Origin of the sequence: Agrobacterium sp. ST15.16.055, from assembly GCF_027956555.1 — a bacterium.
Lineage (GTDB): Bacteria > Pseudomonadota > Alphaproteobacteria > Rhizobiales > Rhizobiaceae > Agrobacterium > Agrobacterium salinitolerans.
In genome coordinates, this window is record NZ_JAQKGN010000001.1 from 72,643 (window position 1) to 97,418 (window position 24,776).

Annotated in this window: 24 protein-coding genes; 11 read left to right on the forward strand and 13 right to left on the reverse strand. The window is 60.4% G+C overall.

Going from position 1 to position 24,776, the window contains the following annotated elements:
• Nucleotides 1–69: 69 nt before the first annotated feature.
• The 3 genes from PL599_RS00400 (at nucleotide 70) to PL599_RS00410 (ending at nucleotide 1,853) form a co-directional block, all read left to right on the forward strand.
• Nucleotides 70–741 carry a DUF3426 domain-containing protein gene (locus PL599_RS00400; RefSeq protein WP_077985218.1) on the forward strand — a complete coding sequence of 224 codons (672 nt, stop codon included), beginning with the start codon at nucleotides 70–72 and terminating at the stop codon, nucleotides 739–741.
• Between the two features lie 68 nt (nucleotides 742–809).
• On the forward strand, nucleotides 810–1,352 hold the full coding sequence (hpt, locus tag PL599_RS00405) for a hypoxanthine phosphoribosyltransferase (protein WP_077985217.1): 543 nt from the start codon (nucleotides 810–812) through the stop codon (nucleotides 1,350–1,352).
• 141 nt (nucleotides 1,353–1,493) lie between these two features.
• Nucleotides 1,494–1,853, forward strand: a complete 360-nt coding sequence (locus tag PL599_RS00410) for a response regulator (protein WP_077985216.1) — start codon at nucleotides 1,494–1,496, stop codon at nucleotides 1,851–1,853.
• Nucleotides 1,854–2,122: 269 nt separating this feature from the next.
• Here PL599_RS00410 and PL599_RS00415 read toward each other — a convergent pair whose 3' ends face one another.
• The 4 genes from PL599_RS00415 to argH all read right to left on the reverse strand — a co-directional run bounded on the left by PL599_RS00415 (nucleotide 2,123) and on the right by argH (nucleotide 7,972).
• Nucleotides 2,123–4,813 (reverse strand): TIGR02302 family protein, encoded by a 2,691-nt coding sequence (locus tag PL599_RS00415; protein WP_269823439.1) that lies wholly within the window; start codon nucleotides 4,811–4,813, stop codon nucleotides 2,123–2,125.
• Nucleotides 4,814–4,991: 178 nt separating this feature from the next.
• Entirely contained in the window at nucleotides 4,992–6,260 is a 1,269-nt protein-coding gene (lysA, locus tag PL599_RS00420; protein WP_269823440.1) for a diaminopimelate decarboxylase, read from the reverse strand.
• A gap of 13 nt (nucleotides 6,261–6,273) precedes the next feature.
• Nucleotides 6,274–6,477 carry an LPS translocon maturation chaperone LptM gene (gene lptM / locus PL599_RS00425; protein WP_003509930.1) on the reverse strand — a complete coding sequence of 68 codons (204 nt, stop codon included), beginning with the start codon at nucleotides 6,475–6,477 and terminating at the stop codon, nucleotides 6,274–6,276.
• Nucleotides 6,478–6,571: 94 nt separating this feature from the next.
• A complete protein-coding gene (argH, locus tag PL599_RS00430) occupies nucleotides 6,572–7,972 on the reverse strand; it encodes an argininosuccinate lyase (protein ID WP_142912078.1) in 1,401 nt (466 codons plus the stop codon).
• Between the two features lie 22 nt (nucleotides 7,973–7,994).
• Between argH and tlpA the strand changes: the two genes are divergently transcribed.
• Both tlpA and PL599_RS00440 read left to right on the forward strand, forming a co-directional pair.
• Nucleotides 7,995–8,663 (forward strand): thiol:disulfide interchange protein TlpA, encoded by a 669-nt coding sequence (tlpA, locus tag PL599_RS00435; protein WP_269823441.1) that lies wholly within the window; start codon nucleotides 7,995–7,997, stop codon nucleotides 8,661–8,663.
• A 136-nt stretch (nucleotides 8,664–8,799) separates the two neighbouring features.
• Nucleotides 8,800–10,047, forward strand: a complete 1,248-nt coding sequence (locus PL599_RS00440; RefSeq protein ID WP_269823442.1) for an MgtC/SapB family protein — start codon at nucleotides 8,800–8,802, stop codon at nucleotides 10,045–10,047.
• Between the two features lie 37 nt (nucleotides 10,048–10,084).
• On the opposite strand, the gene PL599_RS00445 is transcribed toward PL599_RS00440, so the two are convergent.
• The 7 genes from PL599_RS00445 to PL599_RS00475 all read right to left on the reverse strand — a co-directional run bounded on the left by PL599_RS00445 (nucleotide 10,085) and on the right by PL599_RS00475 (nucleotide 15,400).
• A complete protein-coding gene (locus tag PL599_RS00445; RefSeq protein WP_077985335.1) occupies nucleotides 10,085–10,966 on the reverse strand; it encodes a 3-hydroxybutyryl-CoA dehydrogenase in 882 nt (293 codons plus the stop codon).
• A 114-nt stretch (nucleotides 10,967–11,080) separates the two neighbouring features.
• Nucleotides 11,081–12,010 (reverse strand): electron transfer flavoprotein subunit alpha/FixB family protein, encoded by a 930-nt coding sequence (locus tag PL599_RS00450; RefSeq protein WP_269823443.1) that lies wholly within the window; start codon nucleotides 12,008–12,010, stop codon nucleotides 11,081–11,083.
• A gap of 25 nt (nucleotides 12,011–12,035) precedes the next feature.
• The gene (locus PL599_RS00455) at nucleotides 12,036–12,782 is read right to left on the reverse strand and encodes an electron transfer flavoprotein subunit beta/FixA family protein (RefSeq protein ID WP_020012152.1); all 747 of its coding nucleotides are present in this window, start codon (nucleotides 12,780–12,782) and stop codon (nucleotides 12,036–12,038) included.
• Between the two features lie 184 nt (nucleotides 12,783–12,966).
• The gene (locus tag PL599_RS00460; protein WP_191216731.1) at nucleotides 12,967–13,740 is read right to left on the reverse strand and encodes a rhomboid family intramembrane serine protease; all 774 of its coding nucleotides are present in this window, start codon (nucleotides 13,738–13,740) and stop codon (nucleotides 12,967–12,969) included.
• A gap of 32 nt (nucleotides 13,741–13,772) precedes the next feature.
• Nucleotides 13,773–14,351: a cob(I)yrinic acid a,c-diamide adenosyltransferase gene (locus tag PL599_RS00465; protein ID WP_191216730.1), complete on the reverse strand. Its 579-nt coding sequence runs from the start codon at nucleotides 14,349–14,351 to the stop codon at nucleotides 13,773–13,775.
• A gap of 1 nt (nucleotide 14,352) precedes the next feature.
• Nucleotides 14,353–14,550 carry a twin transmembrane helix small protein gene (locus PL599_RS00470; RefSeq protein WP_003520830.1) on the reverse strand — a complete coding sequence of 66 codons (198 nt, stop codon included), beginning with the start codon at nucleotides 14,548–14,550 and terminating at the stop codon, nucleotides 14,353–14,355.
• 16 nt (nucleotides 14,551–14,566) lie between these two features.
• Nucleotides 14,567–15,400 carry an SDR family oxidoreductase gene (locus PL599_RS00475; protein WP_137411450.1) on the reverse strand — a complete coding sequence of 278 codons (834 nt, stop codon included), beginning with the start codon at nucleotides 15,398–15,400 and terminating at the stop codon, nucleotides 14,567–14,569.
• 176 nt (nucleotides 15,401–15,576) lie between these two features.
• Here PL599_RS00475 and PL599_RS00480 point away from each other — a divergent pair, with 176 nt between their 5' ends.
• Complete coding sequence (locus PL599_RS00480) at nucleotides 15,577–16,494, forward strand: YihY/virulence factor BrkB family protein (RefSeq protein WP_077985332.1); 918 nt, start codon at nucleotides 15,577–15,579, stop codon at nucleotides 16,492–16,494.
• Here PL599_RS00480 and gluQRS read toward each other — a convergent pair.
• Nucleotides 16,462–17,361, reverse strand: a complete 900-nt coding sequence (gluQRS, locus tag PL599_RS00485) for a tRNA glutamyl-Q(34) synthetase GluQRS (protein WP_269823444.1) — start codon at nucleotides 17,359–17,361, stop codon at nucleotides 16,462–16,464. The genes PL599_RS00480 and gluQRS overlap by 33 nt on opposite strands.
• A 39-nt stretch (nucleotides 17,362–17,400) precedes the next feature.
• Between gluQRS and PL599_RS00490 the strand changes: the two genes are divergently transcribed.
• Nucleotides 17,401–18,057 carry a DNA-3-methyladenine glycosylase family protein gene (locus tag PL599_RS00490; RefSeq protein ID WP_269823445.1) on the forward strand — a complete coding sequence of 219 codons (657 nt, stop codon included), beginning with the start codon at nucleotides 17,401–17,403 and terminating at the stop codon, nucleotides 18,055–18,057.
• Nucleotides 18,058–18,063: 6 nt separating this feature from the next.
• Here the strand turns inward: PL599_RS00490 and PL599_RS00495 are convergent, their stop codons facing one another.
• Nucleotides 18,064–19,482 carry a helix-turn-helix domain-containing protein gene (locus tag PL599_RS00495; RefSeq protein WP_142912071.1) on the reverse strand — a complete coding sequence of 473 codons (1,419 nt, stop codon included), beginning with the start codon at nucleotides 19,480–19,482 and terminating at the stop codon, nucleotides 18,064–18,066.
• Nucleotides 19,483–19,600: 118 nt separating this feature from the next.
• Between PL599_RS00495 and PL599_RS00500 the strand changes: the two genes are divergently transcribed.
• The 4 genes from PL599_RS00500 to PL599_RS00515 all read left to right on the forward strand — a co-directional run bounded on the left by PL599_RS00500 (nucleotide 19,601) and on the right by PL599_RS00515 (nucleotide 24,662).
• On the forward strand, nucleotides 19,601–21,133 hold the full coding sequence (locus PL599_RS00500; RefSeq protein ID WP_077985204.1) for an acyl-CoA carboxylase subunit beta: 1,533 nt from the start codon (nucleotides 19,601–19,603) through the stop codon (nucleotides 21,131–21,133).
• A 102-nt stretch (nucleotides 21,134–21,235) separates the two neighbouring features.
• On the forward strand, nucleotides 21,236–22,132 hold the full coding sequence (yghU, locus tag PL599_RS00505; RefSeq protein WP_077985203.1) for a glutathione-dependent disulfide-bond oxidoreductase: 897 nt from the start codon (nucleotides 21,236–21,238) through the stop codon (nucleotides 22,130–22,132).
• Nucleotides 22,133–22,235: 103 nt separating this feature from the next.
• A complete protein-coding gene (locus PL599_RS00510) occupies nucleotides 22,236–22,613 on the forward strand; it encodes a hypothetical protein (RefSeq protein ID WP_077985202.1) in 378 nt (125 codons plus the stop codon).
• A 45-nt stretch (nucleotides 22,614–22,658) separates the two neighbouring features.
• Nucleotides 22,659–24,662 carry an acetyl-CoA carboxylase biotin carboxylase subunit gene (locus tag PL599_RS00515; protein ID WP_269823447.1) on the forward strand — a complete coding sequence of 668 codons (2,004 nt, stop codon included), beginning with the start codon at nucleotides 22,659–22,661 and terminating at the stop codon, nucleotides 24,660–24,662.
• Nucleotides 24,663–24,776 lie beyond the last annotated feature (114 nt).

The window sequence follows — 24,776 nt, forward strand, 5'->3', positions numbered from 1 at the left end:
ACTTGGCAGGATTCGTTGCAATGCCCAGTTTTGCGGGCCGGAAAACCTCACCCAAGGAATTCTATGGCTATGTTCCGTTCATCTCGCCGGCAAGCGGCATTCGATTTCGACCTCCTGATGCCGGAAACGCCGGTACGCCGCACGGCGCGGGCGGCAAATCCCGACCGCGATGTGGTAGACGCGGAATTTGTCACCATCAAGGAAAACCGTTCGCGGCAACCCGGAAACGACAATCGCGGTGCAGCGCGCCGGCAGGTGAAAAAAACGCCCGTTACCCTCGCCATTCTTTGCCTCGCTTTCATCGGCTGGGTGGATCGCAGATTGTCTCGCCTGTCGGCGGATGCCTATTCGGCGCTGGTGGCCGGCCTCGCCATTTTTGTCTTCGTATGTTCGGGCGGCCTCTCGGTCGTGGTGCCGGAAAAGACGGCTGTCGCGGCCTCGGTCAATCCTCTCGCCATTTCCCATGTCACCGTAACCCCGCAGGAAGCAGGTGGCATGGATATCCTGCTCATCAACGGCATCGTGGAAAACAATGGCGGCAATCTGGAAGAGGTGCCTGCCCTGCGCGCCGATCTCTTCGCCGCCAAGGGGCAGCTGGTAGCCAGCATGGTCATCGAGCCGCCGGTCAAGGAAATGCAGCCCGGTTTCAGCCACGGTTTTTCGGCAAAGTTGCGCCATCCCGGTGGAAAAACGCCTGAGATCAAGCTTTCCTTCGTCGAGGCGGGTGCGTCTGAACGCTGACTGTGCTAACGCGTGTCTTCTATTTTTACTGAAAGGTAAAATCGGCAAGGCGCAGCACAGGAGTAAGAATGCCCGTCGTCCGTGGAAAAAACATCGAGCCGCTTTATAGCGCCGAGCAGATCGCCGAGCGCAATCGCGACATGGCCAAGCACATCGCCAGCGGCCCGACCAAGGATTTACTGGTCATTGCCGTGCTCAAGGGATCGTTCATTTTCGCGGCCGATCTTATCCGCGCACTGCATGACAGCGGCCTTGCTCCTGAGGTCGAGTTCATCACGCTGTCGAGCTATGGCGCCGGCACGGTGTCGCAAGGGGTCAGGATCGTCAAGGATATCGACAGCGACGTGAAGGACCGTGATGTGCTCCTGATCGACGATATTCTCGAATCCGGCCGCACGCTGCGTTTCGCCAAGGAACTGCTTTACGAGCGCGGTGCGCGCAATGTCACCATCGCGGTGCTTCTCGACAAGAAAGTGAAACGCAAGGAAGATCTGGAGGCCGATTATGTCGGTTTCGAATGTCCTGATTATTTCGTCGTGGGTTACGGCATGGACGTGGCTTATGCCTTCCGCGAATTGCCCTTCGTCGGCGTCGTGACCGGCGACGCCTGAGTACTTCGTCGTGCCGGAACGGCACAGCACGGAGACGCCTCATTAACCATTCACCCAGCCAAGGGCTGGGTGTTTACCTCTTGAAAAGAGGAGCCTGCGATGTTGCTCACGGCTGGAAATGATGCCCAGGAGCAATGAATAATGGCGAAGATTCTGATTACCGAAGACGAGGATGCACTGCGGGCTTTCGTCGCTCGCGCGCTGCGTCTCGACGGTCACGAGACCTATGAGGCGGCGGATGGCGAGCAGGGGCTGGAGAAGCTCCAGGAAACCAGTTTCGATCTTCTTCTTTCGGATATCCGCATGCCGGTCATGGATGGCATCGAGCTGGCGCACCGCGCCGCCGAAAGCTTCCCGGCCATGCGCATTTTGCTGATGACGGGTTATGCCGAGCAGCGTGAACGGGCTGATGATCTGGCGACGAAGATTGTGGATGTGGTTTCCAAACCCTTCGCGCTTCCGGATATTCGCAAGGCCGTGGCGCGGGCGCTTGCGGCGTGAGTGATAAGATCACACAGATTTGAGGAAGGCGGCCCCATGGGTCGCCTTTTTGTTGCGGAGTTGTCAACTCTCTCCTCGTCATGCTCGGGCCTGTCCCGAGCATCTGCGACGTATCGGTTTCATGGGAGGTTGACAGATCCTCGGCACAAGGCCGAGGATGACGTCAAAGTGTTTCGCGACGCGCCTAGTAGCTTTCGCCGCGGCCTGCTCTTCCGGAAAGTCACGAAATTAAAGTGGCGGGCCGGATCGCCGTGAATGGCTTCTGATCCTCACCGTATATCCAGCAACCGCTCCAGATACCGCCGCTCGATTTCACCGGGCGGGTTGTTGCCGAGTTTTTCGCGGATAGCCTCGAGGATTTCGCGGGCGCGCTGCACGTCGATTTCATCCGGCACTTTCACCTGGTCGCCGAAATCCGGGCCGGTGGTGCTGCGCGGGCGGCCGAGCGGGTCGCGGCCGTTCTGACCGCCCTGGCCCGCCATGCCCTCCTGACCCTGTCCGGGCTGCTGGCCCTGCTGGCGCATGGCCTGCATGATCTGGCCCATCATGTCCTGCGCACCCTGGCGCAGCGCATTCAGCGCATTGCCCTGACCTTCGACCGCCTGCTCGCCCTGGCCCTTGCCCAGTGCCTCGCCGGCTCCTTCCATTTCCTGCTGTGCCTTGCCGAAGTTCTCGCCCGGTTCCATGCCGAGATCACGAAGGCCCTGCTGCAATTCGCCGAGCTGCTTGCCGAGCGCATCCTGCTGGGCCCGCAGGTTTTTCAGCGCGTCGCGCAATTGTTCGGCCGTCATCCGGTCGCTTGGCTGTCCGCCCTGCTGGTCATTCTCACCCTGTTGGTCCTGCTGTCCCTCTTGCGGCTGCTGGCCGTTTTCACCCATCTGCTGTTCGTCTTCGCCGCCCTGTTGCGGGTCGCCGCGCTGCATCCGGTCGCGCAGCGCCTGATCGAGCTTGAAGGTCTCGTCCATCAATTTCTGCTGCTGCTGCAGTATTTCGCCCAGCTTGTCGATCTGCTGGCGCATCTTGCTGCTCTGCTGCTGCCCCTGCTGGCCCTGACGCTGCGGGCGGCCCGCCTGCAGATTGTTCATCATGCGCTGCAGCTGCGAGAGCATTTCCTGCGCGGCGTCGCGATTACCGGAGCGGGCAAGGTTCTCGATCTGGTTCATCATGTTTTCCAGATCGCGCTGACGTAGAACGTTCTGCGCCTGCTGGTTCATGTTGGCCTGCGGCGCATTCTGCATGCGCTGCGCAAGCTCGCTCATGAACTGCTGCATCGCCTCGCGCAGTTCCTGCATCAACCTGGCGATTTCCTCGTCGGAGGCATTGCGCTGAAGCGCTTCGGAAAGCGCATTCTGCGCATCGCGCAGGCGCCTTTCGGCTTGCGAAAGATCGCCGTCCTCGATGCCGAGCGCGATTTCCCAGAGATAATCGGCCGTGTCCTTCAGCATCTCCTCATTATAGGCGAGCCGCATGCGGGTCTGGGCCGATTGCAGCAGGAGATAATGGGTGGTGTTGGGAATGGTCTCTTCCGGGCGCAGGCCCACCGCCTCGTTATAGGCGATAGCTTTCGGCATCTGGCGCGTATCGAGCGAGAATATCTGCCGCTGCTCGGCAATGGAAGCGGCCAGCGGTTCGGAGAAATTGCGGCCCGGCAGCACCATTTCATGCGCGGGGCTACGACCCGTCTGGCCGGCACCGTCCGTCGCCACCAGTGTGATGCGCACGCGCTTTCCCGCCATCGGATGTTCGGTCAGGTTGCGGCTGGTCAGGCCCTTGATCTCGCGATTGTTCTGCCGCGGCAGATCGAGCTTGAATTCCGGCGGCGGGTAAAGCGCGCTTGCACCTTCCGCAACGCCCACAGGTTCGATGATGGCGTGGGCTTCCTTCAGCCCATAATCGTCCTTGGCGGTAAAGCCCACTTCCAGCGCGCCGTTAACGGCCCGGCGCGGCATGTTGTCGAAGGCGATGCTGGGCGGCTGGTCGGCGATGACGTTGAACACCCATTGTTCGCCATTGGCGGTAATCATGCCGCTTTCGGTAACATCCATGGTGAAGTTGCGCGGCGCGACGGGCTGATCCGCCGAACGAACCGGCGTCTGAACGGCGATATCGCCGCTTGCGCTGTCGACACGCGCCGTTTCCGGCGCAAGCTTTTGCAGCGCGCCTGCCATTTCAGGCTCGAAAGTCACTTCCTCGCCGCCATCGCCGCCGGTCATGCGGATCGTCAGCTTGGAGGATTGCGGCACGGAAACCGCGTCACGGTTGGTTGCGTCACGTCCGGTCAGGAAAATCGGCGCGCGACCGGTATAGGATGGCGGCGTGACCCACGCGTCGAGACGAATATCGGGATTGAGCGGACCGACGGCCGGTCGGCTACGGAAGGCATCCGCAATCGTGCCCGCGCCGTTGGAATAGGAAAAACCGAAGGCGGCGGCCAGAAGAAGGGCGGGAATGGCGCGCAGCGCCAGACGGTCATAACGGGCGATATCGGGTTTCGGCAGGCCGGCATTCAGAGCGGCAATGCGCTCCGCCATGCGAATCTGGTGTTCTTTCCACAGCGTTCGGGAAAAGGGCGTATCGAAGGCGGGCTCGTCCTCCTGCACGCCAACCGGCTGGTGCGCGAGACCGTTGCGGTCTTCAAGCAGGCGCGAGGCTTCATGATCCGTCGGCCATTTCAGCCTAAGGATCGGTAAAAGCGTGGCGATGAAACTGAAAACCAGCACGAAAACGACGCCGAGCCGCAGGAAATCCGGCATATGCCGGTAGAGGCCGAACCAGGCAAGGGCTAGAAACACGGCGGCGATGGAAAGAGGCCACAGCGTTTTCGGCGCAATTTTCTCCGAGAGCAGCACGATTTTTGCGAAGAAGCGTTTGGCGACGACCCGGCGGGCAAGGTCCGGCCGCTGCGCAAACGCACCAGTCGCGCGCTTTCCGCCAGTCTTGTCCTCTCCGCCTGTGGTCATCAATCCGTTCTCCCGGTTCTGGCCACGTCGAACGCCATTCCCGGAACGGCGAGCTGTTTGTATCACGGGGGCAAGGATAACATTCTTTGTGGCGAAGACGAGGGCGCCCAAGCCCTCGCCCCCATTTTTTAGGCAGCTTCGCTTGATTGTGATCGGCAAACCGGTGATACGGGCGAGCTCAATCGAGCCAGGCGGGTACGGAATCGAGCGCGATCAACTCTTCATAGGTGCCGCGCGGACGGATCACGTGGAATTTGTCGTCCTTCACCAGCACTTCCGGCACCAGCAGGCGGGAATTATAGGTGCCGGCCTGCACCGCGCCATAGGCGCCGGCGGAGCTGACGGCAATCAGATCACCCGGCTGCGGTGCAGCCATCTCGCGGTCGAGCGCCAGATAATCGCCGGTCTCGCAGACCGGGCCGACAATATCGGCCTTAATGCGCGGCGTGTTTTCGGCCGGCTGCACCACCGGGCGGATGCCGTGATAGGCCTCGTAAAGTGTGGGGCGGATAAGGTCGTTCATGGCGCCATCAACGATGACGAAGGTCTTGTCGCCGCCATCCTTCACATAGATCACTTCGGTCACCAGAATACCGGCATTGCCGACAATCAGTCGACCAGGTTCGGTGACGATCTTGCAGTTGAGGCTCTTCAGTTCGTTCTTGACGATATGCGCATAGGCATCCGGCAGTGGCGGCGGGTTGTTGTCATCGCGATAGGGGATGCCGAGACCGCCGCCAATATCGACGTGGCTGATCGCATGGCCATCGCCGCGCAGCGCCTCGACGAGTTCGCGCAGCAGCCGGAAAGCGTCCTCGAAAGGCTGCAATTCGGTGATCTGGCTGCCGATATGCATGTCGATGCCGGTCACTTCGATGCCGGGCAGGGTGGCGGCATGGGCATAAACCGCGCGGGCGCGTTCATAGGAAATGCCGAACTTGTTTTCCTTCTTGCCGGTGGAAATCTTGGCGTGGGTGCGGGCATCCACATCCGGATTGATACGGAAGGAGACATGCGCCCGTTTGCCGGCCTTGACGGCGCGCAGGTTGAGGACTTCCAGTTCCGGCTCGGATTCGATGTTGAAGCAATAGATGCCGGCATCTAGGGCATAGTCCATTTCCGCAACCGTCTTGCCGACGCCGGAGAACATGATGCGGCTTGCCGGCACGCCGGCTGCAAGTGCGCGGCGCAATTCGCCGCCGGAGACGACGTCGATGCCGGCGCCGAGCTTTGCAAGCGTTTTCAGCACCGCCTGATTGGAATTGGCCTTCATGGCGTAACAAACCATGGCGTCCACATCCGCGAAAGCGCCTGCGAACACCTTGTAGTGGCGTTCCAGCGTTGCCGTGGAATAGACGTAGAAGGGCGTGCCGACCGCCTTGGCGATCTCGGACACGGGCACGTTTTCGGCGTGCAGCACGCCGTCGATATAGCCAAAATGGTTCACGGCTTTTTACCCGTCAGAGAAGCTTGTCGAGAATGAACGGACGCTCAGCCGTCGCCGGCTTCGGTTCGCTTCCATCGGCGGCGCGTTTGTTGCGCATTTCGACCGGCGTGCTCGGCGGATCGATGTCGCCCTTACGCCCGCAGGCGGAAAGAGCAAGGCTGACGGCGAGCGTCATGCCGATGGGAACGATGAGTTTGCGCGCGGTTTTTGAAAGCATGGGCCTGTCCAAAGGAAATATGTGCCTCTCTGATAACGAAAAACAGGGCGCTTGTGCACCCTGTTTCTTGTGATCGCATTGTAACGCGAATTTATCAGTTGCGTTCACGCCACCAGGCGATCTGCTTGCGCACCTCCGAAGGGGCCGTGCCGCCGAAACTCGTGCGGCTGGCGACCGATGCTTCTACGGACAGAACGTCAAAAACACCCTTGGTGATGCCGGGGTGGATGGCCTGCAATTCTTCCAGCGAAAGATCGGCGAGATCGCAGCCTTTTTTTTCCGCCAGTGCCACGGCATTGCCGGTCACATGGTGGGCATCGCGGAAGGGCAGGCCCGCTTCGCGCACCAGCCAGTCGGCAAGATCGGTGGCGGTGGAATAACCCGAACCGGCGGCGGCACGCATACGGTCCTTGCGCACTTCAAGGTCGCGGATCATGCCGGTCATGGCGGCAATCGCCAGTTCCAGGCTTTCGGCGGCATCGAAAACCTGTTCCTTGTCTTCCTGCATGTCCTTGGAATAGGCGAGCGGCAGGCCCTTCATCACTGTCAGAAGGGCGATCAGCGAGCCGTTGATGCGGCCGGTCTTGGCGCGCACCAGTTCGGCGGCGTCGGGGTTTTTCTTCTGCGGCATGATCGACGAGCCGGTGGAAAAGGCGTCCGACAGGCGGATGAAGCCGAATTGCGGCGTCGACCAGATGACGATCTCTTCGGCGAGACGCGACAGATGCGTGGCACAGATAGAAGCGATGGACAGGAATTCCAGCGCGAAATCGCGATCGGAGACGGTGTCGATTGAGTTGCGGGTCGGTTCGCGGAAACCGAGTGCCTTGGCCGTCATGTGGCGGTCGATGGGATAGCCGGTGCCGGCAAGGGCGGCTGCGCCGATCGGGCTTTCGTCCAGATGCTCTATGGCGTGGCGCACGCGGGCGCGGTCACGGCCGAACATTTCCACATAGGCCATGCAATGATGGCCGAAGGTCACCGGCTGCGCCGTCTGCAGATGGGTGAAGCCCGGCATCACGGTATCGGCATTTTCTTCGGCGCGGTCGAGGAAGGCGGCGATGAGGGCGGTCAGCATCCCCTCCGTCTTCTGCAGTTCTTCCTTGACCCACAGGCGGAAATCGAGCGCCACCTGGTCGTTGCGCGAGCGGGCGGTGTGCAGGCGACCAGCCGCTGTGCCGATGAGGGTCGCAAGGCGCGCTTCGATATTCATGTGAATATCTTCGAGTTTGCGCGAAAATTCGAAGGTGCCGGCTTCGATCTCTGACAGGATCGTGTTCAGACCCTCGATGATCTTGTCTTTATCTTCAGGCGAAATAATGCCTTTAGATGCCAGCATGGTGGCATGCGCCATAGAGCCGCGGATATCCTGGGCGTAAAGCTTCTTGTCGAAGCCGATGGAGGCATTTATCTCTTCCATGATGGCAGATGGCCCGGAAGCGAAACGCCCGCCCCACATCTGGTTGGAGGATTTCTGATCTGTGCCGTCAGCCATGTTAAGTGCCCTGGAGTATTCGATGACAGAAAAAACGCCGTTCAGGCTTCCTTCCGCCAAATTGGTTGCAATTGCTGCCGTGGCCGGTGTGCTCGCCGGTGCTGGCGCGGTCTGGTTCAGGCATATTGGGTCTGAGAGCCCGGTTCAAGGGGCAGCGGTGGCAGACGGCGGTTTATGTGAAGGTGCGGCAAACCGTATCGCCTCGCTGAAACCGTTTCTGAAAGGGCAGGTCGCGGCCATGTCGGCGGCGGACAAGCCGCGCATCATTCCGCTGTCCTTCAAGGGGCCGCAGTCGCAAGACATGACGCTTGCCGATCTCAAGGGCAAGGCGGTTCTTCTCAATCTCTGGGCCACATGGTGTGTGCCCTGCCGCGAAGAGATGCCGGCGCTGAACGCGCTGGAGAAGGAAAAGGGCGGCGAGAATTTCGAGGTCGTTGCCGTCAACATCGATACTGGCGCGGATGAAAAACCGAAAGCTTTTATGGATGAATACAAGATCGATGCTCTGAAGCACTACCGCGACAGCTCCATGGGCGTCTTCAACGTTCTGAAAAAGGAAGGTCTTGCTTTCGGCCTGCCGGCAACCCTGCTGCTGGATGAAAACGGCTGTCTGCTCGCGGCCATGAACGGCCCGGCGGCGTGGGACAGTGAAGACGCCGAGGCGCTGGTGACCGCGGCTACTGGAAAATGATGCGGTGGCCGGAATATTGGGCACTATGAGCCGTAACCGTCGTCAACGCCCGGCTTTCCAGCGGATGGGCCGGTGCAGACAAGCCCGTTCCCGCCTCGTATAATGATACTGGCTTCCGCCATGAATGGGTGCCGATATGGAGTTGCTAATTCCCGGGCTTGGTCTTGCTCTCGCCATCGGCCTGCTCGTCGGCCTTGAGCGCGGCTGGCGGGAGCGCGATGCGCCGGCGGGCAGCCGTACCGCCGGGATCCGGACCTATGGCATTACCGGTCTGCTGGGTGGCGTCTTCGGCGTGTTGGCCGCAGAGCAGAATAGCGTTTTCGCTTTTGCGGCGGGTTTTCTGGGGTTCGCATTCAGTTTTTCATGGTTCAAGCTGCGCGAAGCGCGTCATGACAATGATTTCAGTGTCACCGGCGTGGTTGCGGCTCTCTGCGTCTTTGCCCTCGGCGGGCTTGCGGTAACGGCGCAATATCAGGCGGCGGCGGCTGGTGCTGCTGCCCTTGCGGCATTGCTTGCCGGCAGGGAAGTTCTCCACCGCCTGCTGAAACGGCTGACTTGGGTCGAGCTCCGCTCCGCGCTGGTGCTTGCCGTGATGACCGCCGTTGGCCTGTCGATCCTTCCGAACCGGGCGATCGATCCGTGGGGCGGCTTCAACCCGTGGGAAATATGGCTGTTCACCGTGCTCAGCGCCGCGATCTCCTATTGCGGCTATATTGCCGTGCGCCTCCTCGGCTCAACTCGCGGCCTGCTGGTGACCGGGCTGGCGGGCGCCCTTGTTTCATCGACCGCTGTAACTGCCAGCTTCGGGCAGAAGGCGAAAAGCGGTGAAAACGCGTGGCCTCTGGCCGGTGTGGCGGTGCTGGCCGCGGCTGTATCGTTGCTCCGGATTCTCGTTATCGTTCTCGCCCTCTCGCTGACAACGTTTTCGCTTATCGCACCGGCGACGCTGACTGCGGCACTGGTTCTCGGATTGAGCGGCGCCGGCCTGATAAGGCTGCAGGACACGCAGACCGGGCAAGAACTCAATGCAAAAAACCCGTTCGACTTGGCGCCCCTTGCCATCTTCGCCGCGCTTTTTGCCGCAACGCGAACGCTGAATGCCGTTCTTCTTGTCTGGATCGGCGCCGGCGGCTTCATCGCGCTCACGGCTCTGTCCGCCATATTCGATGCCGATGTCGCGGTTCTCAGTGCGTTGCGAACCAGCGCGCAGAGCATTTCGCCGGACATTTTGGCCAGCGCAATCCTCGCCGCTCTCGCCGCCAACGCGGCAGGACGCGTATTCGTCGCCGCCGTTTCCGGAACGCTCGTTTATTGCGGATTGCTTACGGCCGCATCCATCTTTGCCGCGGGTGTCGGAGCAGTTACCTATTTGCTGATTGCCTGAGGGTTCAGCCGAAGGCAGAGACGATATTGGTCCGGGCTCAGCGCGTCGGAACCGGCGTCTCACCCCGATAATCGTAGAAGCCGCGGCCGGATTTGCGGCCGAGCCAGCCGGCCTCGACATACTTGACCAGCAGCGGGCAGGGGCGGTATTTGCTGTCGGAGAGGCCGTCATGCAGCACCTGCATGATCGACAAACAGGTATCGAGGCCGATGAAATCGGCAAGCTGCAGCGGTCCCATCGGGTGGTTGGCGCCAAGTCGCATGGCTGTGTCGATGGCTTCCACCGAACCGACGCCCTCATAAAGCGTATAGATCGCCTCGTTGATCATCGGCAGCAGGATGCGGTTGACGATGAAGGCCGGGAAGTCTTCGGCAACGGTGATCGCCTTTTCGAGCGTCCGCACATAATCCTTGGCCGCGTCGAAGGTCTTTTCATTGGTGGCGATGCCGCGCACCAGTTCCACCAGCTTCATGACGGGGACCGGGTTCATGAAGTGGATGCCCATGAACTGTTCGGGACGGTCGGTGGCCGATGCAAGCCTAGTGATGGAAAGTGACGAGGTGTTGGTGGCGAGAAGCGCTTCCGGCTTCAGAACCGGGCAGACCTGCGTGTAGATCTTGCGCTTGATCTCTTCGTTTTCCGTAGCAGCCTCGATGACAAGATCCATCGGCGCCAGATCATTGACGTCGGTCGATCCGCTGATGAGCGTCAGCGCCTGCTTGCGGGCCTCGTCGGAAAGCTTGCCATTGGTGACCTGGCGGGCGAGATTGCCGTTGATCGTGGCAAGGCCGGCCTCAATGCCTTCCTTCGAAAGATCGTAGATGTGGACCCTGTATCCGGCAATGGCGGAAACATGCGCTATGCCACACCCCATCTGACCGGCTCCGATGACACCGATATTCTTAAAGGGGGCGGTCATATGCTGTTCTCCCATGTGCTGCATATAGTAATTCGCTGGCGATGTTACGCATATCGCCGAAAAAGAGAAGGCGGCGCGTTCAAAAAACGCGCCGCCTTCATCATGTATTTAAAATCAAAGGGCTTTTTGCAGTTCCGGCAAGGCCTCGAACAAGTCTGCGACGAGACCGTAATCGGCAACCTGGAAAATCGGCGCTTCTTCATCCTTGTTGATGGCGACGATGACCTTCGAATCCTTCATGCCGGCCAGATGCTGGATGGCACCGGAAATACCGGCCGCGATGTAAAGCTGCGGCGCGACCACCTTGCCGGTCTGGCCCACCTGCCAGTCATTCGGCGCGTAACCGGCATCGACGGCAGCGCGCGACGCACCAACGGCGGCGCCCAGCTTGTCAGCGACGGGAAGGATGACTTCCTTGAATTTTTCCGAAGAGCCAAGCGCACGGCCGCCGGAGATGATGATCTTGGCGGAGGTCAGTTCCGGACGATCTGAAGAGGCCAGCGCGTCGGAAACGAAGCTGGAGACACCGGGGTTTTCAGCGGCTGCAATGGTTTCGACTGCCGCCGAACCACCTTCTGCCGCTGCCGCAAAGGCGGTCGGGCGCACGGTGATGACCTTCTTGGCGTCGCTTGCCTGAACCGTCTGGATGGCGTTGCCGGCATAGATCGGGCGCTTGAAGGTGTCAGGCGATACGACCTCGATGATTTCGGAGACCTGCGCCACGTCGAGAAGGGCTGCAACGCGCGGCGTTACGTTCTTGGCCGAAGCCGTGGCCGGGGCGATGATGACGTCATACGAGGGTGCAAGCGAAACGATCAGCGCCGCCAGCGGCTCGGCGAGCGCGTTGGCATAGGATGCGTCGTCGGCAAGCAGTACCTTGGCAACGCCGGAGAGTTTTGCCGCCGCGTCTGCTGCGCCCTTGGCACCAGAACCGGCGACCAGCACATGGACATCGCCGCCGATCTGCGTTGCCGCCGTCAGCGTCTTGCCCGTCAGGTCGGAAAGGGTTGCGTTGTCGTGTTCTGCCAGAAGAAGAATGGCCATAAGAATATCTCCCTTTTCCGAAACCTTAGAGGACGCCGTCGGCTTTGAGCTTTTCGACCAGTTCGGCAACCGAGCCAACCTTGATGCCAGCCTTGCGGCCCGCGGGCTCCTCGGTCTTCAGCACCTTCAGGCGCGGCGAAACGTCGACGCCGAAATCGGCCGGCGACTTTTTGTCGAGCGGCTTCTTCTTCGCCTTCATGATGTTCGGCAACGATGCATAGCGCGGTTCGTTGAGGCGAAGATCGGTGGTGACGACGGCGGGAAGCTTCAGTTCAACCGTCTGCAAACCGCCATCGACTTCACGGGTAACCGCGACCTTGCCGTCGGACGGTACGACCTTGGAGGCAAAGGTGCCCTGGCCCCAGCCGAGAAGGGCTGCCAGCATCTGGCCGGTCTGGTTCGAATCGTCATCGATCGCCTGCTTGCCGACGATGACGAGACCGGGCTGCTCGGCCTCGGCCACACCCTTCAAAAGCTTGGCGACGGCGAGCGGCTCGACCGTCTCGTCGGTTTCGATCAGGATGGCGCGGTCAGCGCCCATCGCAAGCGCGGTGCGCAGCGTTTCTTCCGCCTTGGCCGGGCCGATGGAGACGACCACGACCTCTTCGGCCTTGCCGGCTTCCTTCAGACGAAGGGCCTCTTCCACCGAGATTTCGTCGAACGGATTCATCGACATCTTCACATTGGCAAGCTCAACACCTGAACCATCCGATTTTACGCGGATCTTCACGTTGTAATCGACGACTCGTTTGACGGGGACAAGGATCTTCATCGGCGGCTTTCCTCAAACTCCTGTCCGCTTTGGCCAGTTGACCGCGCGGACCTCCAAAAACAGGTTGGCGACATGGATAAGCATTTTTCCCGCAATTACAACGGAGCAATCTTCATTATCGCATGCGCGTAAGGCATATCTTACGTTGACGTTCACGTAAATACTCTATCTCTTTTGCAAGAGCTCATCTGCTCCCGTCATAGCCCCGTTCGATTTGCGACAACCCCGCCGTTTGCGACGGATTCTTGAACTGCGCCGCCCTTGGCGGAACAATCGTGCGGTCAAAAAGGGGAACGCCCCGCCTGCGCATGAAAATCACCATGATCGCGCCAGCCATGATGCCGCCGACATGCGCGCCCCAGGAGACGTTTTCCTCAAGCCCGAGTGCCAGCATCAGGAACTGCTGGCCGATCCACAGCGCCAGCGGAACGAAGGCGGGCAAGGGAAGCGGAATGCGCATGAGAACCAGCACCCAGACGCGAACCCTGGGATGCAGAAGGAAATAGGCCGCGACGACGCCCGAAACCGCACCCGAAGCGCCGATCAGCGGCCCTTCCGAGGTGGGGGCGACGAAACCGTGAAACAGGGCGCCGGCAATCGCGCAGATGATATAGAAGATCAGGAAACGGAAATGGCCGAGCGCATCCTCGACATTGTCGCCGAAGACCCAGAGAAACAGCATGTTGCCGGCCAGATGCCAGAAATCGAGATGCAGGAAAGCATAGGTGACCACGGTCAGGTCATCGGGAACGACCTGCAGGGCGGGTTCCAGATAGGCGTAGTCGAACACCACTGCCGGAATGAAACCGAGGCCGAGCGCTGCTGCATTGGCCTGCACGTCGCTGGCAAGGACGCCGGTGAACAGCCAGACCAGCACATTGACCACGATCAGACCGATCGTCACATATTGCAGACGGATATGCTTGAGGGAATTCGCATCGTGCAGCGGTATGAACATCGAACGCCCTTTGGTTGCGTCGTTGAAACGCTTTAGCGGTTCTTGCCGGGAACCCACAATATGTCGGCCTTGCCGGCCTCATTGGCGAAGCGGGCGGCGACGAACAGGAAATCGGACAGGCGGTTGGCGTATCTCAGCGCCGCCGGGCTGACGATCTCGTTCTCAGCGACGGACAGTTCCACCATCAGTCTCTCCGCCCGCCGGCAGACGGTGCGCGCCATGTGCAGATTGGCCGCTGCCGCGCTGCCGCCCGGCAGCACGAAAGAGGTCAGCGGTTCAAGCGCGACATTGAGATCGTCGATTTCGTTTTCCAGCCGCGTGACCTGGCTTTCGACGATGCGCAGCGGCTCGTAAGAAAGCGGCTCGCCATTATCAGGCGTGGCGAGATCGGCGCCGAGGTCGAAAAGATCGTTCTGGATCCGGAACAGCATGGCATCCAGCTTTTCAATCCCGCCCGTATAAAGCCGCGCGACACCGATCGCCGAATTGGTCTCGTCGACCGTGCCGTATGCCTCGACGCGAAGGTCGTGCTTGAGGCGACGCGGGCCGGAAACCAGAGCCGTCGTGCCCTTGTCGCCGGTGCGGGTGTAGATCTTGTTCAGCTTCACCATGTCAGCGGCCACCGCCGGTGAGCCAGAGGGTGAACATGATCAGCACAATCGCCACGGCCTGCAAAAGCAGACGAAGCTGCATCAGCTTGTTGGAACGGTTGGCGTCCTGTCCCTTCAGCATGTTGAAGAGGCCGCGTATCAGCACGATGACGACGAGGCCCATAACGATAAGGGCCAGAACGGTGGTGAAGCCGGACATGCGGTATTACTCCTCCTCAATCGAATCTGCGCAGCAGACGATAGAATAGTCCGGCAGGCAAGAGCCGTTTCAGGATAAGCCCCTGTTTGGCCGGCACGGTAACGGGATAATGCGGCTTCGGTTTTGCCGCCGTCAGGGCGTGTTTCAACACGGTATAAACGGCGTCCGGACCAAGCTTGTGGCGGTTGACGGGGCCGGAACCATCCATGCGCGCCAACTGGCGTTTATATTCCGCCGCATGGGCTGAATTTTCGAGATCGATGTGCTCGTTGATATGGGCAAGCGCGGTGGCGGTGAATTTGGAGGTGATCGGACCCGGTTCGATCAGGCTCACATGGATGCCGCTGCCCTGAAGCTCCATGCGCAGCGTGACGCCCAGCCCCTCAAGCGCAAATTTCGAAGCGGTGTAAGCGCCGCGATAGCGATAGGGAACGAGACCGAGAATGGAGGAGCAATGCACGATGCGGCCCGAACCACGCTTGCGCATGAAGGGAATGACCCGCCGCGTCAGATCGTGCCAGCCGAAGACATTGGTTTCGAACTGGGCTCTCAGCGCTTCGACAGGCAGGTCTTCCACCGCGCCCGGCTGGCCATAAGCGCCGTTGTTGAAAAGCGCGTCGATGCGCCCGCCGGTGCGGGCGGCAACCGTATCCACCAGTGCTGCGATGGTTTCGGGCTTGGTGTAGTCCATGATCAGGGTTTCGATGCCCTGATTTTCGAGAGCGGCCATATCGGCGATGCGGCGCACGGTGGCAAAAACCCGCCAGCCATCCCTGTGCAGCGCGCCGGCGCAATGAGCCCCGATGCCAGAGGAACAGCCGGTGATGATGATGACCGGTTTTTCAGACATGTTCTGCCCCGCCAATGGACTTTGCGCCAAGGGGCGCTCAGATTCACAAAATTAAATTGCGCAAAATCCTTTTCGGAAATGGAACCGAAAGCCGGGTTTGCGCGCTGTACAAAGCGAAGCTGATTTCCCATATTCGGGGCGAAGTTACAAATGAAATGCCGATGAATGGAGGTGACATGGTTGCCGCAGTGCGCCTGGCAGGCAAGGTTGCCTTCGATGCCTATTCCCATTTCGCCGAGGATGACGGCTGGGCGATGGCGAGCCATATGGCGCTGTCCATCCTTCTGGCGCTGTTCCCCTTCCTGATCTTCGGCACGGCGCTGGCCGGTTTTCTCGGGGCCGACCAGTTTTCCGAAACGGCGGTGCATCTGATTTTCGATACATGGCCGGAAGCGATTGCCGGGCCGCTGGCGGCGCAGGTGCAGCAGGTGCTGACCATTCCGCGCGGCGGGCTGCTGACGATTTCGGTGCTGGCAGCTGCCTATTTTGCCTCCAACGGCGTTGAGGCGCTGAGAATTTCGCTCAACCGCGCCTATCGTGTCACGGAGACGCGCTGGTGGTATATCACCCGTCTGCTCAGCCTGCTTTACGTGCTGATTGCGGTTGTGGTCTTTGCCGGCATCAGCATCGTCCTCGTCGCCGTGCCGGTCGCCACCTCTTTTGCCGAGCAACGGTTCCCCTGGTTGACAGACGTGCTGAATACGGTCTCCAGTCTTGGTCTTTACGGTACCATCGTTGTGCTGACGGCGGGGCTGGTGGCGGCGCATCTGTGGCTTCCGGCCGGCAAACGCCGCATCTGGGATGTCTGGCCGGGAATCCTGCTGACGATGATCTTCTGGGTCATCGGTGCGGCGATCTTCGCCTATTACCTCTCCACCTTCGCCAATTATGCGGCCACCTATGCGGGTCTCGCCTCGGTTATGGTGGTTCTGGTGTTTCTTTATATGGTCGGCGTCATCTTCATGCTGGGCGCGGAGGTCAATGCGGCGCTGATGAAGTACAAGGTGCGGCAGATCATCCGCCGCAATATCGGCGGCAGCGGCGCGCGCCGGGAGCGGGCGCTAGAGGAGACCGACAAGCCGGCGGATATCTGAGGGCGTCGCTCCTTCTGCCCGCAGGGCGGAAATGCCGGTACTGCCTTCGCTTTTCGAAAGCTTGCGCCCGTCTGCGCCCAAGATCAGCCGGTGATGGTGATAGGCCGGTTGCGACAGGTCCAGCAGGTGTTGCAAAAGCCGGTGGATGGCGGTTGCGTGATAGAGATCCATGCCGCGCACCACATGGGTGATACCCTGCAGCGCATCATCCACCACGACGGAAAGATGATAGCTCGAAGGCGCGTCTGAGCGCGACAGCACCACATCGCCCCAAAGGGCGGGCTGGGCCTCGATTTTTCCCGTCTCGCCATCGCCGCTTTCCTGCCAGAACAGGGGGATGCCGGCGGCGCGGATCGCCTTTTCCATGTCGAGCCGCCAGGCGTGCGGCCGGCCGGAAGCGAGCAGCGCTGTCCGTTCCGCCTTTGGCCTCTCCCGGTCTATGGTCGGGTAAAGCGGCGCGCCATCGGGATCGCGCGGCCACAACCCTCCCTCCGTTTCGAAGGCCCTGACGATCGCCTTGGTTTCTCTGCGGCTCAGAAAGGCAGGGTAAGCAAGCCCTGCCTCGATCAGCCTGTCCAGCGCCATGCGGTACTCATCGAAATGCTCCGATTGCCGCCGCGCAGGTTTCTCCCAGTCGAGACCCAGCCAGCCAAGATCGTCATAGATTGCCTGTTCCAGCTCCGGGGTGCAGCGCGTCTGGTCTATATCCTCGATGCGCAACAGGAAGCGGCCGTCATTGTCTCGCGCCATATCTTGGTTCAGGAAGGCGGAAAGCGCATGGCCGAGATGCAGCGGGCCATTGGGGCTTGGTGCAAAACGGTAAACCGGTTTTTGACGGAACTGCGAAGGCATGGTTTCTTCTGCCATGTTTTAAAGAGCCAAACCAGCCGGCTGGCGGCATATGGAATGACGGATATGAAAATCATTACCGGGATGGATGATATCAGCGAAGGGCTGGAACATCTCACTCTTCTCGATCCTGCGCTTGGCCCCGTCATTGAAATAGCCGGTCCGCTGGAACTGCGCATCCACGAGCCCGGCTTTGCCGGCCTTGCCCATATCGTCGTCTCGCAGATGGTGTCGCGCGCCAGCGCCAATGCCATATGGGCGCGTATCCTTGCCGGCACCGGCGGCGCGGTCACGGCGGAGAATTATCTGGGTGTGCCGGAGGAATTGCGCGCCACCTTCGGCCTTTCCCGGGCCAAGGCGACGACACTGGAGGGACTGGCGCGCGCCGTCACGCAAGGGCAGATCGACCTTGACGGCGTGGTGCGCAAGGAGGGACTTGCGGCCCTTTCCGAACTGGTGGCGCTTCGCGGTATAGGCCCGTGGACGGCGGAGGTTTATCTGATGTTCTGCGGCGGGCATCCGGATATTTTTCCGGTCGGTGATGTGGCGCTGAGATCGGCGGTGGCGCATGCGCTCGATATGGAAGTGAGGCCGGAAGCGAATTGGCTGGCGGAGCGGGCGGCGCTCTGGTCGCCGTGGCGCTCCGTGGCCGCCCGGCTTTTCTGGGGTTATTATGCCAACATCATGCGGCGCGCCATGGCGCCGCTGCCCTGAGTGTGGTCAAAAATCGGCGATACTGTAGGGCAGGGCCCCGCGCGACAGATGATCGAAATGCAGCTTGCGTTTCAGCGGCGGCACCGCGCGCTGTACGCAATCCACCCTCTCGCAGACCCGGCAGGATATGCCGATCGGTTTGAAGGAGGCGGCATTGCCGAGATCGAGCGTATCGGCATAAACGAAATTCTGCGCGTGGGAAATTTCGCAGCCGAGCGCGATGGCATAGCGTGGTCTATCCGTGTTGAAACCCGCGCCGGCTTTCTCGATCTGCGTGGCAATGGAAAGATAGCGTACGCCGTCAGGCGTTTCCGCCAGCTGCCGCACGATCCTGTCGGAGCTTTCGAAAGCCTGATGGATATTCCACAGCGGACAGGCCGCGCCGAAACGGGCAAATTGCAGCCGCGTGGCGCTGTGGCGTTTGGTGATGTTGCCGGCGCGGTCGATCTTGGCGAAAAAGATCGGCACGCCTTTTATACCTGGCCGTTGCAAGGTGCTCAGCCGGTGGGCCACCTGCTCAAGGCTTGCGCCGAAACGAACGGCCAGAAGCTCAAGATCGTGGCGTAGCTCCTGTGCCGCCTGATGAAAGCGGCCATAGGGCAGGATGAGCGCTGCGGCGAAATAATTGTGCAGTCCGATACGACAGATTTCGGCCGCTTCCGTGTTGCGGAAACCGGCGCCGGCCAGCACCCTGTCCACCGTCGCGCCGGCGTGAAGCTGGGCAATCTGCAATGCAAGCTGAAAACAGCGGGTCGGCGCGGCCATGTAGGAGCTCAGGGCGAGCGTCTTGCTCGCAGGATCGAAATGCCGGATCAGGCCGCCCGCCGCATCGGTGCGGGTGATATGGATGCCGTAACGGTTGTGCAGATGCGTCGCCAGAATGCCGTAGGTCTCGCCACCCTCGATGTCCAAGTCCTCTGCCAGCTCCTCGGCCAGAAGATCGATCTCGGCGACGTAGTTGTCGACGAAGTGGAAGAAGTCGCGCACCTCCTCGTAAGGGGTTCTTTCCACCTGCGCGGTGCCGCGACCCAGCCGGTCATCCAGCTGCACCAGCTGCTCGCTGTTCTGACGATAGGCCTGGTGGGCGCGCAGCAGCGCATGGGCAAAACCCGGCGCGTTCTGGGCGATCAACTTCAATTCCTGGAGCCCAGGCTCGTAATTCAGGAATAGCGGGTCTTTCAGCGCCTCGCGCACGGCGGAAACCAGCCGGTCGCTTTCACCGGTCGCCAGCTCCGCCATGTCGAGCTGGAATTTTTCCACCAGCGTCACCAGAACGCTGGCCGAAACCGGGCGCTGGTTGTTTTCGATCTGGTTCAGGTAACTCGCGGAGATACCAAGCCGCTCGGCAAATTGCGCCTGCGTGGCGCGGGCGTTTTCGCGAAGGCCGCGAACCTTGCGGCCAATGAAGAGTTTTTCCGTCGCCATGTTGCAACTTTGCAAAATTTAATATTGCAAATATTTATGGCACGCATACGCGCACGATCAAGGCTTCTAGGCGAATGTTTTCTAAGCTATTGATTTTGAGGAAACGCATGGAGGAAACATGCCCGGCATTCTGGAGCAATTGGAAACGCGGCGCGCCGAGGCGCGGCTCGGCGGCGGCGTCAAGCGCATCGAGGCGCAGCACGCCAAGGGCAAGCTGACGGCGCGCGAGCGCATCGATGTGCTGCTGGATGAAGGCTCCTTCGAAGAATACGACATGTACGTGACCCACCGGGCGGTGGATTTCGGTATGGCGGAACAGAAGGTGGCCGGCGACGGCGTCGTCACCGGCTGGGGCACCATCAATGGCCGACAGGTCTATGTGTTTTCGCAGGATTTCACCGTGCTCGGCGGTTCGCTGTCGGAAACCCATGCGCAGAAAATCTGCAAGATCATGGATATGGCGGTGCGCAACGGCGCGCCGGTGATCGGCCTCAACGATTCCGGCGGGGCCAGAATTCAGGAAGGCGTGGCCTCGCTCGGCGGTTATGCCGATGTGTTCAAGCGCAATGTCGTCGCCTCTGGCGTCGTGCCGCAGATATCGGTCATCATGGGCCCCTGTGCGGGCGGCGCCGTCTATTCGCCGGCCATGACCGATTTCATCTTCATGGTGCGCGATACCTCCTACATGTTCGTGACCGGGCCGGATGTGGTCAAAACCGTGACCAACGAGATCGTTACGGCGGAAGAATTGGGCGGAGCCTCCACCCACACGAAAAAATCCTCCGTCGCCGACGGCGCTTATGAAAACGACATCGAGACGCTGGAGCATGTGCGGCTGCTGTTCGATTTTCTGCCGCTCAACAACCGCGAAAAGCCGCCGGCGCGCCCGTTTCACGACGATCCGGCGCGGCTGGAAGCACGTCTCGATACGCTGATCCCTGATAGTTCCAGCAAGCCCTATGACATGAAGGAACTGATCCACGCGCTGGCCGACGAAGGCGATTTCTTCGAGTTGCAGGAAGCTTTCGCCCGCAACATCATCACCGGCTTTATCCGTCTCGAAGGCCAGACGGTGGGCGTCGTCGCCAACCAGCCGATGGTGCTGGCCGGCTGCCTCGATATTGACGCCTCGCGCAAGGCGGCGCGTTTCGTGCGCTTCTGCGACGCCTTCAACATTCCGCTTCTGACGCTGGTGGATGTGCCGGGTTTCCTGCCCGGAACGGCGCAGGAATATGGCGGCGTCATCAAGCACGGCGCGAAACTTCTGTTCGCCTATTCCGAGGCGACGGTGCCGATGGTGACGCTGATCACCCGCAAGGCCTACGGCGGCGCTTATGACGTGATGGCCTCGAAACATATCGGCGCTGACGTGAACTATGCCTGGCCGACGGCGGAAATCGCCGTGATGGGCGCAAAGGGGGCGGCGGAAATTCTCTATCGTTCCGAGCTCTCCGATCCGGAAAAGATCGCTGCGCGCACGAAGGAATATGAGGAGCGTTTCGCCAATCCCTTCGTCGCTGCGGAGCGCGGTTTCATCGATGAGGTCATCATGCCGCATTCCTCACGCCGCCGCATCGCTCGCGCGTTTGCGTCGCTGCGCAACAAGAGCGTGGAAACCCGCTGGAAGAAACACGACACTATTCCGCTCTGATCCGCCGCAGGGCTGGAAAAATGCTTCGGCCACCTTACTATATGGATGTTCAGGCGCCCGGATGTCCGGATGTCCTCCCGAAAAGCAAAAGGACACATTTTCATGGCCGAAAATTCCTCCGCAGATAATTTACCCGCAGGATATGAAGTGCCCAAGGTCTGGACCTGGGAAAAGGGCAATGGCGGTCAGTTCGCCAATATCAACCGCCCTATCGCCGGTCCCACCCATGAAAAGGAACTGCCTGTCGGCAAGCACCCGCTGCAGCTTTATTCGCTGGCGACGCCGAACGGCCAGAAGGTCACCATCATGCTGGAAGAATTGCTGGCCGCCGGCCACAAGGACGCAGACTATGATGCCTGGCTGATCAAGATCGGCGAGGGCGACCAGTTCGGCTCCGGTTTCGTCGGCGTCAATCCGAATTCCAAGATCCCGGCGCTGATGGATCACTCGACGGCTGAGCCGACGCGCGTTTTCGAAAGCGGCTCGATCCTCGTTTATCTCGCAGAAAAATTCGGCGCTTTCCTGCCGAAAGAGGGCAATGCCCGCACGCAGGCACTGAACTGGCTGTTCTGGCAGATGGGCTCCGCACCCTTCCTCGGCGGCGGTTTCGGCCATTTCTACGCCTATGCGCCGATCAAGATCAAATACGCCATCGACCGTTACGCGATGGAGGTCAAACGCCAGCTCGACGTGCTGGACCGGCACCTGGCTGAAAACCGCTATCTGGCGGGTTCGGAATATACCATCGCCGACATGGCCGTCTGGCCGTGGTATGGCAAGATCGCGCTCGGTCAGGCCTATGGCGATGCCGGTGCGTTCCTTGAGGCGGACGGTTACAAGAACGTCATGCGCTGGACGCTCGAAATCGGCGAACGCCCGGCGGTCAAACGCGGCGTGATCGTCAACAAGACTTCGGGCGATCCGTCCGAACAGTTGCATGAACGCCACGACGCCTCCGACTTCGAGACGAAGACGCAGGACAAGATCGGCAAGGCGTAAGGAAGGATTAGAGCGCCAAAAGCGCTCTAACTATTTGAATTGACGCATTTCCGGACGTAAAAGCAAGGCAGCTTTTACTGGAAATGTTCTGGAAGGACAAAAGATGGCGAACCTGCCCGAAATGACCAAACACAAGGGATTTCCCTCCGGCATGCCGAGCACGGGCGTCCAGTTCACCATCCGCCGCGCCAACCCCAAAGGGGTAACACCTATCAAGATGATACCCCGAAGGGCGCGCAACGACACCAAGGAGCATCGCATCGATGCCGCCTTCCTGCACTCGCTCTGGCACCATTTCGGGCCTGAGCCCTTCGAGCGTGGCAATCTCGACGCCGCCCGCCTCAACCTCCTCTTCGGCCGCGAGGTGGTGCCGGCGGAAAAGAACTTCGATCCGCTTTCCTATCAGGCGATGCTTGTTATCGATGAGCGTGTCGCCCGGCAGAATTTCCCGGAATCCTTCGAGAATTTCTTCGAAATTTGACGACTACTCACGGGTTTGCGCTGAGGGAAGAGGGGCAACAACCGCATGATCAAGAAAATCCTCATCGCCAATCGCGGCGAGATCGCCTGCCGGGTGATCAAGACGGCCAGGAAGATGGGCATCGCCACTGTCGCGGTCTATTCGGATGCGGATGCCAATGCGCTGCATGTGAGACAAGCGGATGAGGCCGTTCATATCGGCCCGGCCCCCTCGTCGCAGTCCTATATCGTCATCGACAAAATTCTGGAGGCCATCAATAAGACCGGGGCGGATGCGGTCCATCCCGGCTACGGCTTCCTGTCGGAAAATGCTGTCTTCGCAGAAGCGCTGAAACAGGCGGGCGTCGTCTTCATCGGCCCGCCTGTTGGCGCCATCGAGGCCATGGGTGACAAGATCACCTCCAAGAAACTGGCCGCGAAAGCGGGCGTTTCCACCGTCCCCGGCCATATGGGGCTGATCGAGGATGCGGATGAGGCGGTCAGGATCGCTTCGCAGATCGGTTATCCAGTCATGATCAAGGCGTCGGCCGGCGGTGGCGGCAAAGGCATGCGCATCGCCTTCAACGATGCCGAAGCGCGCGAGGGTTTTCAGTCCTCCAAAAACGAGGCGAAGTCGTCTTTCGGCGATGACCGCATCTTCATCGAAAAATTCGTCACCCAGCCGCGCCATATCGAAATTCAGGTGCTGGGCGACAAGCACGGCAATATCCTTTATCTCGGCGAACGCGAATGCTCGATCCAGCGGCGGAACCAGAAGGTCATCGAGGAAGCGCCGTCACCCTTTCTGGACGAAGCGACCCGCAAGGCCATGGGCGAGCAGGCCGTGGCGCTGGCGAGAGCGGTCGGTTACCATTCGGCCGGCACGGTGGAATTCATCGTCGATGGCGACCGCAACTTCTATTTCCTTGAAATGAATACCCGCCTGCAGGTGGAGCATCCGGTGACGGAACTCATCACCGGCATCGATCTGGTCGAACAGATGATTCGTGTGGCGTCAGGTGAAAAGCTCTCCTTCGGGCAGGCGGATGTGAAGCTGAACGGCTGGGCGATTGAAAGCCGGCTTTATGCTGAAGACCCCTACCGCAACTTCCTGCCCTCTATTGGCCGGCTGACGCGTTATCGCCCGCCGCAGGAAGGCGAACAGGAAAACGGAACGGTCATCCGTAACGATACCGGCGTTTTCGAAGGCGGCGAAATCTCGATGTATTACGATCCGATGATCGCCAAGCTGTGCAGCTGGGGCAAGGATCGGACGACTGCCATCGATGCCATGGGAGAGGCATTGGATCGTTTCGAGGTTGAAGGCATCGGCCACAATCTACCGTTCCTGTCGGCCGTCATGCAGCATGAGCGTTTCCGCGCCGGCCACCTGACGACGGGCTTTATTGCGGAAGAGTTTCCGGAAGGCTTTTCCGGCGTCGAGCCGGATGAGGCCGCCGCGCGCAAGCTTTCCGCCATTGCGGCCATCATCAATCAGCGCCTGCAGAACCGCGCGGTTGAAATTTCCGGCACCATTGGCAATCACCGCCGCATTGTCGGTAGTGACTGGGTGGTTTCGTTTGGCGCGCTCCGCCACGGGGTCAGCGTCGAAACCGGTGCGGATGGTACGGCGGTCCGTTTTGAGGATGGGATGGCGCTGACCATCGATACCGGCTGGCGTCCCGGCCAAAGCCTTGGGCTGTTCACAGTGGCGGGCGAGGTCATCGCCGCCAAGGTCGATCTTGCAGGTGCAGCGGTTCGCTTGCGCTGGTGCGGCATGGATGTTCTCGCCCGCGTGCGCAGCCCGCGCGTGGCGGAACTGGCGCTGCTGATGCCGGAAAAACTGCCGCCGGATACATCGAAACTGCTGCTCTGCCCCATGCCGGGCGTCATCACCGGTATTTCCGTGGGTGAGGGCGACGAGGTGGAGGCCGGGCAGGCGCTGGCGACGGTGGAGGCCATGAAAATGGAAAACATCCTGCGTGCGGAAAAACGCGGCCGCGTTGCCAGGGTGGCGGCTAAACCGGGCGACAGCCTTGCGGTGGATGAAGTCATCCTCGAATTCGAGTGACGACCTTTGGCCGTTTTTGCGGAACGGATGCGGATCGGAGTGGTTTAAGGGGGCGGGCCTGCGCGCGGCCGTTCGATTTTCGTCACGATCAGCCGCCACAGTGCTAAAATGAAA